The 12188-nt window shown below is 43.6% G+C and carries 13 protein-coding genes; 3 read left to right on the top strand and 10 right to left on the bottom strand.

The window, feature by feature from the left end; genetic code table 11:
- Positions 1 to 166 precede the first annotated feature (166 nt).
- The 6 genes from R7Z77_RS16360 to R7Z77_RS16335 form a co-directional block, all read right to left on the bottom strand.
- Positions 167 to 787: a hypothetical protein gene (locus tag R7Z77_RS16360; RefSeq protein WP_318136754.1), complete on the bottom strand. Its 621-nt coding sequence runs from the start codon at positions 785 to 787 to the stop codon at positions 167 to 169.
- Between the two features lie 96 nt (positions 788 to 883).
- Positions 884 to 1552 carry a hypothetical protein gene (locus R7Z77_RS16355; protein ID WP_318136753.1) on the bottom strand — a complete coding sequence of 223 codons (669 nt, stop codon included), beginning with the start codon at positions 1550 to 1552 and terminating at the stop codon, positions 884 to 886.
- A 170-nt stretch (positions 1553 to 1722) separates the two neighbouring features.
- The gene (locus tag R7Z77_RS16350) at positions 1723 to 4416 is read right to left on the bottom strand and encodes a hypothetical protein (protein WP_318136752.1); all 2694 of its coding nucleotides are present in this window, start codon (positions 4414 to 4416) and stop codon (positions 1723 to 1725) included.
- 66 nt (positions 4417 to 4482) lie between these two features.
- Positions 4483 to 4911: a hypothetical protein gene (locus R7Z77_RS16345; protein ID WP_318136751.1), complete on the bottom strand. Its 429-nt coding sequence runs from the start codon at positions 4909 to 4911 to the stop codon at positions 4483 to 4485.
- Positions 4912 to 5285: 374 nt separating this feature from the next.
- The gene (locus tag R7Z77_RS16340; protein WP_005484891.1) at positions 5286 to 5465 is read right to left on the bottom strand and encodes a helix-turn-helix domain-containing protein; all 180 of its coding nucleotides are present in this window, start codon (positions 5463 to 5465) and stop codon (positions 5286 to 5288) included.
- A gap of 10 nt (positions 5466 to 5475) precedes the next feature.
- Complete coding sequence (locus R7Z77_RS16335) at positions 5476 to 6633, bottom strand: tyrosine-type recombinase/integrase (RefSeq protein WP_318136750.1); 1158 nt, start codon at positions 6631 to 6633, stop codon at positions 5476 to 5478.
- Positions 6634 to 6816: 183 nt separating this feature from the next.
- Here R7Z77_RS16335 and R7Z77_RS16330 point away from each other — a divergent pair, with 183 nt between their 5' ends.
- Entirely contained in the window at positions 6817 to 8124 is a 1308-nt protein-coding gene (locus R7Z77_RS16330) for a hypothetical protein (RefSeq protein ID WP_318136749.1), read from the top strand.
- A 161-nt stretch (positions 8125 to 8285) separates the two neighbouring features.
- Here R7Z77_RS16330 and R7Z77_RS16325 read toward each other — a convergent pair whose 3' ends face one another.
- From R7Z77_RS16325 to R7Z77_RS16310, 4 genes are all read right to left on the bottom strand, one after another.
- Complete coding sequence (locus R7Z77_RS16325) at positions 8286 to 9854, bottom strand: sensor domain-containing diguanylate cyclase (RefSeq protein ID WP_318136748.1); 1569 nt, start codon at positions 9852 to 9854, stop codon at positions 8286 to 8288.
- Positions 9855 to 9975: 121 nt separating this feature from the next.
- Positions 9976 to 10170, bottom strand: coding sequence for a hypothetical protein (locus R7Z77_RS16320; protein ID WP_136977353.1), 195 nt, complete (start codon positions 10168 to 10170; stop codon positions 9976 to 9978).
- Positions 10171 to 10257: 87 nt separating this feature from the next.
- Complete coding sequence (locus R7Z77_RS16315) at positions 10258 to 10395, bottom strand: hypothetical protein (protein ID WP_023585706.1); 138 nt, start codon at positions 10393 to 10395, stop codon at positions 10258 to 10260.
- A gap of 15 nt (positions 10396 to 10410) precedes the next feature.
- Positions 10411 to 10533, bottom strand: a complete 123-nt coding sequence (locus R7Z77_RS16310) for a hypothetical protein (RefSeq protein WP_256913817.1) — start codon at positions 10531 to 10533, stop codon at positions 10411 to 10413.
- A gap of 177 nt (positions 10534 to 10710) precedes the next feature.
- Between R7Z77_RS16310 and R7Z77_RS16305 the strand changes: the two genes are divergently transcribed.
- Entirely contained in the window at positions 10711 to 11616 is a 906-nt protein-coding gene (locus R7Z77_RS16305) for a helix-turn-helix transcriptional regulator (RefSeq protein ID WP_318136747.1), read from the top strand.
- A gap of 295 nt (positions 11617 to 11911) precedes the next feature.
- On the top strand, positions 11912 to 12037 hold the full coding sequence (locus R7Z77_RS16300; protein ID WP_005484867.1) for a hypothetical protein: 126 nt from the start codon (positions 11912 to 11914) through the stop codon (positions 12035 to 12037).
- Positions 12038 to 12188: the final 151 nt, after the last annotated feature.

The raw sequence follows: 12188 nt of genomic DNA, 5'->3' as shown, positions 1-12188 counted from the left end.
CACTCAGCGCTAAGCCTTAAGCCATATTCACCCCACAACTATAAATAGAGACGGCAATAGTTACTGCGCAGTTCTTCCGGCAACAGGCTCACCAACTCAAAACACAGGCAACAAAAAAGGGAGCAGCCACTCAACGCAACTACTCCCTTCAAAACACCAATTCGGACTACTTCAGCTCATAGAACAATTCGGTCAAAACAGCTTCACCAACTTGTTCCACTAACCGTTCAACAAAACCATCAAACTCATCAGCAAACCCAATTTTCGGAAGACCAAACTCAGCGGCAACTTGATCCAACGATAGGTTACGAACCCCGCCCTGATTCTTAGCTCGACGAGCCTTGTCATTCAGCGAGGTAACGGCCTTACCCAAATCACCACCAGCAACCAGTGCAGGATGAGCAAGCAACAAATGGCGCGCAGACGGGTAAAGTTTGTTACCGTAGAACATAGGTTTGGACTGACCTTTTAGTTTCTCTCGGTTGGCGTGGTAAGCCGAAAGCGCAGCCTCTACAGGTATGCCAGCCTTTATGCGGTTCATCAGCGTACTTTGCGCCACACCTAGCTCTCTAGCTGCTTGGCGCATACTTGAGTACTCAGTGCCATCTATAACAACTTTCTTGCGGTAGTCGCCTTTAGGTCGTGCTTCTAGCTCAAGGGCTTGCTCTAGTGTCCAGCCGAACTTAGTAACGCGCTCATTAACCAGCTTGGGGTTCAAGCCATAGTGACGCGCAGCAGCAGTGCGAGAAGGGAACTCAACACCCTCAATTTCATAGATATTTTTCATATTGTTATCTCTTTTCAATTTGCTAAGCATAAAACCATACAGAGGCCGCCTGGACAAGCCAGACGACCTCTGCATGGTTACTACTCAAAATAGGTCTTAAAACGGCGCATCATCGTCTACAGGAGCTTTTTGAGCTATACCCTCGCCGAAGCTGACCTTAGATTTAATCTGCTCATATAACGCCAGCATGTCGCGCACGAGTTCAGCATTCGGTCTAGGCTCTCCGTTAGGTTTCACCCAGTTCTGCTGCTTCCACTTCGGTGCCCATTCAGTGAGGGTTTTTATCGTCGCGGCATCCATCCCTTTAATCTCGATAGAACTCACCTCCTGATCTAGCAAACTTTTAGCGATGTTTAATGTGTGCATACAGAGCTGGTAGCGCATTGCCGAAACTGTAGGTTTCTTAACTTCAAATACTTGCGTGTCACCACCTACAACCGAAACAGTCGAACCCTTACCGCCAACACCAAGCTTACAGGTAATGGTCTTTTTCGTAGGTCTTGCTGTGAAAGTACTCAAAAAGCTTAAATCTTCTTTTGGTCGAGAATTACTGTATCGATTTCTCTTAGGCTTACTACGTGCAAGGCGAGCATCACGTTCAGCAACCAGCTCCTGCAAGCATTCTTCGGCTTGTTTGTAGGTGTAAGCCCCCTTCTTCTTACCACCAGGTTTAGCAATAATTTTCTCGCATTCAGACCATGTTTTTACGATACGAGCTATGTTGTTGTTTACCGATGCGTAAAAGTTAAATTTTTTATTAGCCATAATAATGCTCCTTAAAATTTTATTGAGTTTGCCGCCGGAATGACGGCTGTGAATTTGAATAAATGTCATTGCGTGTGAGGTTGGGTTTCTTATATCCCCAACGGTGCAATGATTGATTGGTAAAAAAGCCCTTTGAGATAAGGGCTTTCGATAGGTCAATATTTACGATCTCAACGGGCGTTGAGAGCTTCTCGCAGTGAGGAACGAGATTCAGGGTTGAAGAGGATTTCAACTTCGAAGTCAGGAAACTTCGAGACTATTAAGCGAGCTAAGTTGATGGTCAGCTCTGTCATCGGTACAGCGCCTTCAATCAGTTTGGTATTCTTAGCACTACGTACTGCGGTCGCTTTGGTTGGATAGCCAATATCGGTCATCCACTCAGCTAATGCTTTAGCGCTAATCTGCTTCTTGCTCATACCACCTTGCTCTTGCGCGTAGAAACGCAAGAATAAGCGCGCCATTAAGCTGTCCGAAGTCTCATCAGCCTTTAAACGCAGGTCCTTGTGACTCGTGCTTTCTGCCATTACCAAACGGTCTTGCCATGAGCACCAATCATCAACATCTTTTAGAACATGGGACTTGCGCCAGCGATCAAAGCGCAATCTTGTAAACAGCATCTCATCCAACGACTTGTGTGGTTTGGTTTCAAGCGCGATATGCTTACGTCCTTGCACATCAATCATCACCGGATTCAATAGTTCTCGCTTCTGGTCGAACTCCATGTTCAGGAAGATAGACCGCTTTTCCAACATCAGATCCTTATGCTCTAAAAAGCGCATCCGGTTCGGTGTCAGGTAGCTACCATCAACTTTGTCTCCTGGTTTACGGGTTAAATATTTATCCACCATATAAGCACTTTGGTAATTGATGGTTGGATCGACTTTAACGCCACCTTTAGCCAGTATCGGCTCATAGCCTTCACTTTCGATAACGGTGTACTGAGCACGAGTCTTAGCACCGATAAGTTGCTTCGCTTGATGCTTGAGTTCTAGTACTTCACCGCCAGTTGGGTCTATACGGTGGTAGAGCTCTCGGAACCGCTGACAAATAGGACCTTTTAAGTCTATTTCATTCAGATCAGCATTAGTCAGGAAGCCATCTGTCGTCACTGAAACAACAACCTTGTCATCGGGGATGCTATGAAGCATTTCCCCCAACAAGGCTCTAGCTAAGCCAGTCGTGTAAGCGGCGAAAAATGGGTTGGTCAAAGTCGATGGTGGTAGTTGCGTAGAGTAACCAGCTTGGATATCGAACGACCTCTTTGGGCGTAACGATTGAGCTAGCTTCCCATAACAACTATTTAACATCTCCTTGGTCAATTTTTCATCAAAGCTATTTTTAACGAATGACTTACGGCGTTCTCGCCCCCATTTCATAAACGGCTCGAAAATACGAACGTCATTCTTCCAAGGCACTACAAACGCTTGCTTAATGGTAATTTCCGCACCTTGGTTGTAAGCAACTTCAAGCTCATGACCAGTGCAGTGCGTTTCACCCGATAGCGGAAATATCAATCCATACTCAGATCGAACGGCTAAACTTGGGAAGCGAGTATGTTCAGGGAACTTAAACTCAACCCAAGCCAAAGCACATTTATCACCCAATAACTCATTAAGATCTTTGGTCATGTACATCTGGTCGTAATCTAACTCGCGCAGACCTAGCGTAATCGCCGAATAACATGATGGAACATCGTAATCACGCCATGTATCTATACCCGTGGGGCCAGCGATGAATGACTCATTGCGACCACCGTGATAGCACTGAGTCGCAAAGTTTTCCAACGTCATACGAGCTGTTACAGGTACATCACGAGTTATCGTTAGGGGCTTAGTTCGATCAGACGGCCACACTTCTTTAGTCACCTTCTCAAAGCCAAACAAACCACGATAACCGCGTTTATCCTCTAAGCTATTCACAAAGGCTTTAACGGCGATACCACCGATGGTGAACGGAACCGAATTTAGACCGAGTGTATTTTGACAGAAGGAAGAAACCCGCTCGAAATGACGAGCACTGATAATTGAATCAGTAATTGCATACTCAGCGAATTTCTCCGGTTGTGCTTCCAGAAACTCATCCATTCGAGAGATAGAGTACGGCTCTGGAATTTCTACCTTTGGAATCTTCAATAGCTCTCCGACAGAGGCTAGTGACGATCCATTGGGCGAAAGCAGCATGGTGTCGTAGAACGTGATATACAAGGTGTGTCGGTTGCGGGATTTGTCGTGAACATTGAGAGGCTCTTTATCGATACGTCGAGACATGACTTTATCGAGTTCCAGTCCGTATACGTCATCAAGACTCGCCACCGTCTTACGTAAACCTTTGACATGTGTCTTCAGTTGGTCAAAAGCTTGGCTGAAGTTAAACAAATCAGCCGATAGCCAATGAGCACACAAAATGATGTCAGTCGGCCACTTATCAAGTACTTCATCTTCCATCGCTTTTTCGATAGCCTGAACCAAGCATTTGTCCAGTGCTAGCCGTCCCGATTTTTTGGTCGACTCAGGAAACAAGATAACCGTTGATAACTTGTCCTGGAACAGAACCGCGAATTGGTAGCTCAAGATACGGTTGTAGCCTCCGCATTTAGATTCTACATACTCAGTATCCATGGCTATCACGGGACGTTCAAAGAACGGTGTTGCCTTTCGCTTTTTACGCTTGGTTTGCTTCTTCTTTTTAGGTTTACGAAGCAATATTGGCTTAGCTTTACGCTTAACGCCATCAAAAGAAGCAGGCTCACTCGGTTGAGCTTCACCCCAAGCACTTACCGCTTCTTCCTCGGTCCAACCGGATGTTGCTAGGTTGTCCATGCTTAAGTCAGAAGCCTGCTCTAACCAATCATATGTTTCGTTCATATAACTACTCTCCAGAAACGCAAAAAGACGCTCTAAGGCGTCTTTTTGCAAGGTTTACAATGATAATTACTTAAAATCTGACCAAGTAATCATAGGTAGGTCATTACCCTCGCTGTACGTCAGCAAGGCTTCAGTAATCGCGTCACGCAAACCTTCGAGGTCAGTGAATTCTTCAGGCGTAAACATAGCAAGCAAGTTGTCACTGTTTACCACCGTCATCAACAATGCACCCGACTTTGGAGAGATGAAAGCACCGCCAACCGTATCTGCATGAATCCAGCCACCGCTTTCTAACATGAAGCATTTATTCTTCTCAGGTTTCATCTTCTTCGATACCTGTTTAAACAATGACTCAGCCTCTTCACCAGTTTCAGCAACGATTAGATTGCCTCTTGCACCCAGAATAAGCAGCAGATCTTCAGACGGAAGAACCGTTTTGCCACCAAACACATTCGCTACACCAGAGTTAGTACGCACAAAAATAGAGTTACTCATTTTGATACCTCAAATCATTTAAATTGTTAAAGAGCAGCGAAGAAGCTCGCTGCCCCCTCGAAAACAACTAAGCGAGAGAATCGCTGCGTTGCTGAGGTTCATATTAGGGATGAAAGAAAGCACTCAACTAAGAAGAGAATCGAGTCGACAAGCCACAAAACAATTAACTCGTCGCTCAAAGTCCAGCGAAGATTTAGCGCAGAACCTAAGTCACGAAAGGCGCTAGAAGAAATATCAATCGTCAAGGCTGTGATAGTAAAAAGATCAAGGTTAGGTACACTTTTGTTTGATTTTTATAGGCAGATACTAAAAAGCCCAAAGACGTCCTAACGGACGCCTTTGGGCTTTTATCTGTATTGAGAAATATTACTGTGTTAATGCATTGTCATCTCTTTTTCCCAACGCTCAACCTCACTACGCAAAAAGCGCACACTGCGACCTATGCGCATCACTGGCGGTAAACTTTTAGGGTTGCGAGTTACATTGGTTCGTACGGTTGCTGGGTTTAAGCCGTACATTTCCGCAAATTCTTCAATAGTTAGTACTCTGGACATGTCGAACTCCTTAATCGATTTGTAAGTTAGGTAGCATGGCGTCAACGGTCTGCTGAGAGGCTTGCGCTAGATGGGTATTTTGATAGTAGGCGTAACGCTCGGTCACATTCACATTGGAGTGACCAAGACTTTGCTGCGCGAGACGAATATCGTTCGTCGCAAGCAACATTTGGGTTGCGTAAGTGCGGCGAAGATCGTGGATAGTAAAAGGTGCGTCCAGACAGCCTTCTTGCTTCATGGCAAGTTGAATGCGCTCCATACAAGCGCGTGGATATGCAATGTGCTCTCCTTGGTTCTTTAACGAGGGGAACACCCAATCGTTGAACGACACTTTGAGGCATTTACGGATCAGGCGTTTTGCTGGCTCGGAGAAATAGACGCGCTGCGATTTACCCGACTTAGTCATAGGCAATAAAGCAGACGATAGATCGTCAGCTAACATGGAACGAGAAAGACTAATCACGTTACCAATACGCATACCTGTAAGCAGGCTAAGCATCAACGCATAGGCATGAATGAAGTTGGGTTCAGCACAAGCATGACGACAAAAGCTTTCCATCTCTTTAGAGGACAACACTCGGTCTTTCGCATTGTTCTCCACCCGCTTTTTCACACCCTTTACTGGACTTTTGTCGATAATTTCATGGTCAACCGCCATCGAGAAAAATTTCGATAAGAAGGCTTGATAACGGTTAATAGAGGAATTGCTTAAGTCAGTAAGTGAATTGAGAAACCGTTCAACATCACGGCGAGTCACGTCCGTAACACGCTCTTTACCAAACGCAGCCATTACGCGCTTAGAGCGGGATAAAAAGGTCTTAGAATCGCGGTGATGATTACGACTGTATGGAAGTACAACGTCATCAAAGAACTGTTGTACAGTCAAACGCGACCCCTTCTGGTATGCCCCAGACTGAACATCAGCGATAAATTGGTAAGCCAACTGATTGAATTCAGCAAACTTCATTTCGGGGTAAGTCCCAAACGACTCGTAGTAACGCTTTCCTTTCCAGCCAAGGCGAACTATCCAGCGCATACTCTTCGCGGTCACAAGTACGCGCAATCGGGGGTTTTTCTTCCAAGGATACTCAACACCTTGCTCGCCCTTAGCAGGACGAGGCAACGCATTGAGTACCTTCTGGTTCATTTCTATCGGTGTAGTGCTCACAATATCTCACTCCGTATAAGTAAATCGTGAGCAAAGATTAAGGTGACACTGACTGAAGAGTGCCGACCACACGACTCCCTCTACAGACCATAAAATATGATGCACCGTAAGAAAAAAGAGTTCATACAAAGAGATTAACTCGTTAGTATGCACAGATTAAGGAACCATTTTGTTTGATTTAATATGCCTAGAAGAAAACCCGTACTCTATGAAAAAACGGTTTACCTTTTCACGCCAAAAGCTAAACCCTTATCAATTCATAACAAGCACTTGCTCATCATTACCCTACAGCGGCTATTTGGCTTCAGTCCTGATAAAGCTACCGCAGCATTGGAAAGTGCCTTTAAAAAAGCAGGGTTACACCAGTCGTTCCCAAAGCGTTCCGCACATTCCACTTATAAAACTAAGCACATTAAAACGCTCAAGCCATTGAAAGAATTGTCAAACAAGAAAAGAATTGCGCTCACTTTAATCGAGAGCAGCATTGTAGAATTGGACAGCAGTAAAGACGAGGCATACCAAGATATAGAGATGCCAATCACGGTAGATATTCTAGACTTCCCACCCTGGTATAAACAAAACCGAGAATTTATCCAGCTCTTGGGAAACTTCATTTCAACCGAGCGAAAGTACGAAGAAGAAAGCCATCAGCTGCTTCTTGAAGCCGTACGCAGAGCATCACCACCAGCAGAAAAGCACCTAATAGAAACGAATCTCAAGTTCTACAAAAAACATATTGGTCAACCAAGTACCAATAAAGTAGCTAACAAACAGCTCTTAGATGCCAAACTCGTTATCTTTAACACCATTAACGACGAGGTTGATAACAAAGCTCGTAAAGCTGATACCAAAGAAAGCAAAGAGATTGAGACAACCACTCATAATTACTTAGATTATTATGACGATACGCGTGGCGAAACTGACGAGAAAGACGACGAACAGAGCACGTACCTTATCTATCTCTTGGTTAAACCAAGCAAAAGTATCAAATACATCCCGTTCAAAATTACAAACCTAAATCCGCTCTACAAATATCTTGGTAGTAGAGACAGCACTTACTCAGTGTATGCAATTAAAAACCGTAATCAATTAACGCTCGAACTCGTTATTAGTGACAAAAGTCGAATAAAATATAAAGCCACCATCGAGCAAGACTTTCAGCAAGACGTACCTAACCCGTTTACTGGTCAGATATTATTCAATAAGTTCAACTTTTGGGAGCCATCGTTACCTGACAAAAAACACACAATTGTTAGACAAAGAAAAATTCACACATGTAACGTAAAGCTCTCAACATCGGAGGGACATATCGGCAAACGCGGCATAAGGTATATCTTACAACGTATGCACCAATCGCTCTCACTGACAGAGTTTCACGATATCGTTACACCCAAAATGTTCATTGAAAGACCTCAAGCATATAAAACAAAACCTATCTTGCTCACGTGGCCGTGTGAAATTAAGAATGGTATTAATTCCCCAACGGACTAAATGAACACAGAGGAAAAAGCCCGACGAGATAAAGGGAAACCACTTCCCATCAGTTACGATAAAGAAAAAAGTAGAGGCGATTGCACCTCAACTTGTTCATGTCACCATCTCTAGGTACTCCTAGTACCGAAAAACTCAGTGACCCGTTAAACTCATTAGTCTTAGACATTGACTTCAGTTCGGTTTCTACCTTTCCTTTTCGCTTGATACAGTGCTGTATCTGCTTTTTGGATAGCCATATGAAGTGTTTCTCCACTTCCAGTCCAATGTGACACGCCAATTGAAACAGTTAAATTACCTATGCTTGCAAACTGGTGCTGTTCAACATGCTTTCTTAATCTTTCAGCCTTCTCAAATGCATTTTCTACATTCATTTCAGCAAGAAAAGTCATGAACTCTTCCCCACCAGTTCGACATAAAACATCTGTCTTGCGCGATTGAGATTTAATCAGGTTAGAAAGCTCTTTTAGAACCTCATCTCCAACACTGTGTCCATAGGTATCATTCACTTTTTTAAAGAAATCAATATCAATAGCCATAATAGAAAGAGGTTTCTTACTTTCTTTAAACCTCTCAAGTGCTTCTTCAAAACCTCTACGATTAGTGAGTCCCGTCATGACATCAGTCAAACTATTGCAATGAAGTTTTTCTATCGTGTTAGAAACATCCGTTAGTGTCTTAAGTACTGCTGACTTCAATAAAAACGCTTCAAAAAACCAAGGTTTTATCTTTTTGAAATCAATAGGCTCAGAGTCTTCCACGTTTGTTCTATTTATAGAACGAGCAAGCTGCCATAAAGGTTTAGATATAGTGGCAGACGTTACCCAAATAAGGATAAAAGTAAAAAGGCTCAAAGGTATCGTACGTGCAAAAACAGAATGGATTTGAGACTCTAATAAGTCAAAGCTAAGAGACTTTGATTTCTCGACGACAACACCCCATCCTGTTGTTTGTACAGGTGCATACCCGGCAAGCACTTTTTCACCGAAATAGTCAACCACTTCAAGACCACCGTCTTTACCTTCAAGAGCCGAGTTAACTCCTTCATTGTCTTCAACAACCTTGCCTATCAAGGTACTGTCTGGGTGGTAGATTATCGTTTTGCTATTATCAACTACGTACAAATACAAACCATCGCTATGGCTATGATCATCAAGGAGAGATTTTAAGACATTGTTATCTTTAAGGTAGATCGTCCCCCCTAAGTACCCAAGATATTCTTTATTAGGAGAGAAAATAGGATAGGAAATGCATAACAAGTAGTTTCCTTTAGGTGAAAGGAATGGTTTGGTAATAAAAGGTTGCACTTTGTTAATGGAGTGTAAGATAGCTTCATCTTTAATTTGTATCCCCTCTGCTTTTGTTATGTTTTTTGAGGTTGAAACGATGAATCCTTCATTATCTACAAGCACTGTAGAGTTAAATAAGTTCGCCTGTTGTTGTAAGCGATTCAGTTCACGCTCTATATAGTCTTTGCTCGTGAAATGTCTTCCCAAAAGCTCAGCAGAGAACTCAACTTGTCGCATAGCAGACTCCGAAAAAACATCCGTAACTTCTGCCATCTTCTTGGCATAAGTATGGTTTGTCTCTAAAGTGTCACGGATAATATGATCGCGTTGAACCTGATAAATTGAGAAAAAAGCATTAATTAATGTTATGGAAACACTAAAAATACAAATGACAAGAATGAGCTTTCTGAGGTTCAGTGTTTCTTTATTGATTCCAAGCATGAATTTGGAGATCTCCTATGTGAGAATCCATTGTTATAGTTTATAAATTATTGCTACTTATAATCCTGACAATGGAAGCAAAATCAAGAAAAAGAAGTAGGTCTCCCTACTTCTTTTTTAATTACAGTTCAAGCTCGTCTAGAACACCTCCCACAAGAGCACCTGCAACAAACCCTATGGCTCCACCGAGAACGACGCCCTGTGGACCATAGCGGGTACCGAGTGTGGCACCGTACTTCGCGAATCGAACGCCTGTTGACGCGCTAGGCTTAAACCAGCGCTGTTGATGGTTAGAGTGAAAATGTGTCTTCGCCATAATGTTTTTTCCTTTCCTATAGATACAGAAAAGGGCGATACCTTTCGATACCGCCCTTGTTGATAAGCCTAATATTAGTGATGGGACTTAATCATCGTCATCATCAGCCATGAAGTCGCCGCCGAGCCAACCATCGTCGCCCGGCTCCATATCGAAGTCCTGACTGAAGCCAGAATCTTCTGTGCCATCATCATAGTCACCTTGGTCTTCTGTCCAACCGCCCATAACGAATACTCCTTCTTAACTGTAATCCATTGCGCCACACGTATCGCATGACCCACCCTTGGTGACCCAACCGGGACAACCCAAAGAACGGCATGAGTAACCTGATGCCATAAGTGGCTTAATGAATGTCACTTTCATTATAGTTTCCTTTAATTAACGTTGTAGTAAATCTACGTTGTGTAGTATCCCACTGCGCTCGGACAGGGTATGTCCAAGACCGCAGAATGAGTGTGAAAATAGTCATCGTCATTGCCCTGCCTTATCCAATGAAAGCTATGCCAAATCTAAGTGCGTGACGGTTAGAAACATTTAAAAATGTTTTGCCCTCAACCTGTCCAAGGGAAACCGTACGCTAGTAGCATGAGCGATAAGAGTGAAAAGCTAGCTTTAAGGCTAGGTGACATATTGACGAGATTGTTTATGGGAGAAGTGCTCTCCCCTGAGCAGTTGGTCGCGGATTATCAGGTAAGCGAGAAAACCCTGAGACGCGATTTCAATGAAAGGCTAGTCAACGCTCCGATTATCCGCACCAATGAGGGTTATCGGTTAGATCCAGTAACTCGAAATAATGGTAATGCGAATACCAACAAGGTACTGCACGATACGGGTTTGTCTGCGCTACTACCGAATCACTACAAGTTCAACGGTCACACTCCCGTTCTGTTTAAGAATCCACGCTCCGAACCCATTGAGAAGTTCGATGCGCAGTTTAGGCAGTTGACCGAAGTTATTACCACTCACTCTGTTATTGACCTTATTTACAATGGCAAAACGTTTGAATCTGTCCATCCCTATCGTTTGGTGAACGACCGTGGTATCTGGTTCCTCGCTGCGACCTACTGTGACCAGCTACATTCGTACCGATTACCGAATATTTCACGGATTCACCGCCGGGAAGATAAATACAAACCGAATCAAAAGGTCCACGAGGAGATACATAAACAAGGGATGGAGTGGCTAACTCCGGATGATGCTGAGGTGCTTGTACAGGTTGATAGGGAAGTAGCTCCACGCTTTCTTGAAGGTATGATTCTTCCCCACCAGCAACTATTGAAAGAACTGAGCGACGGTAGTTTGTTGGTTAGCAGTCGTGTATCAAGATTGAGCGATATCTTGCCCTTGTTGAAGTCTTGGATACCTCAAGTCGAGGTGCTTTCCCCTGTCAGCCTTAAGCTTGAACTTATACGCGATCTCCACGCCACATTGGATCGTTACAAGTAGTTGCCACGTTAATAAATGACGTCCCACCGCGCTATCTAGAAGCACAGCTCCAAGACAACAAAGAACCAAGACATAATGTCGTTTCACTACGCCGCGACCGACCGCCCTAACCATCAACTTGCCACTATGTACCGATTTTAAGCTTACCTATGTGAGATAAGCGAAAGAAACGATTTAGCGAAATCTCAAACCGATACCGCGCAAGGGAAAGCTCGAAATGATGCCGTTTTTGGTCGGGTTGAGACTAACTAATAAATAACTCCGCTAGGAGAAGTAATTTAATAGGGGTATAACCATGATGTCTGATGCACGAACTCTGCTCCAAATCACTCAGTCCAGTCCGTATCTTTACCTAGTTGATATCGCTAACTTGTTGAGCTTCACCGCCGTTGGCTATCTACTGGGTATGATGACTGGATAAACAGAGCCATAAATTGAACTTGTCACTATAGATTCCGGTGACAAGTTCCTTTTGTTACACCTAGCCTGTTTTAACTAGCTTCTGAAAATAGGTGAAAAATTTGAGTAAAAGTTCATTTGTGTCAATCCATTCACGAATATCGTTATAAATC

The sequence above is a fragment of the Vibrio sp. 1401 genome (genome assembly GCF_033340295.1).
This window is presented reverse-complemented; position numbering and strand designations above follow the sequence as displayed.

Coding starts and splice junctions, on each gene's coding strand:
- R7Z77_RS16360 (WP_318136754.1), bottom strand. CDS start 787: ATGAAAAATATCTATGAAATTGAGGGTGTTGAGTTCCCTTCTCGCACT.
- R7Z77_RS16355 (WP_318136753.1), bottom strand. CDS start 1,552: ATGGCTAATAAAAAATTTAACTTTTACGCATCGGTAAACAACAACATA.
- R7Z77_RS16350 (WP_318136752.1), bottom strand. CDS start 4,416: ATGAACGAAACATATGATTGGTTAGAGCAGGCTTCTGACTTAAGCATG.
- R7Z77_RS16345 (WP_318136751.1), bottom strand. CDS start 4,911: ATGAGTAACTCTATTTTTGTGCGTACTAACTCTGGTGTAGCGAATGTG.
- R7Z77_RS16340 (WP_005484891.1), bottom strand. CDS start 5,465: ATGTCCAGAGTACTAACTATTGAAGAATTTGCGGAAATGTACGGCTTA.
- R7Z77_RS16330 (WP_318136749.1), top strand. CDS start 6,817: ATGCCTAGAAGAAAACCCGTACTCTATGAAAAAACGGTTTACCTTTTC.
- R7Z77_RS16325 (WP_318136748.1), bottom strand. CDS start 9,854: ATGCTTGGAATCAATAAAGAAACACTGAACCTCAGAAAGCTCATTCTT.
- R7Z77_RS16320 (WP_136977353.1), bottom strand. CDS start 10,170: ATGGCGAAGACACATTTTCACTCTAACCATCAACAGCGCTGGTTTAAG.
- R7Z77_RS16315 (WP_023585706.1), bottom strand. CDS start 10,395: ATGGGCGGTTGGACAGAAGACCAAGGTGACTATGATGATGGCACAGAA.
- R7Z77_RS16310 (WP_256913817.1), bottom strand. CDS start 10,533: ATGAAAGTGACATTCATTAAGCCACTTATGGCATCAGGTTACTCATGC.
- R7Z77_RS16305 (WP_318136747.1), top strand. CDS start 10,711: ATGTTTTGCCCTCAACCTGTCCAAGGGAAACCGTACGCTAGTAGCATG.
- R7Z77_RS16300 (WP_005484867.1), top strand. CDS start 11,912: ATGATGTCTGATGCACGAACTCTGCTCCAAATCACTCAGTCCAGTCCG.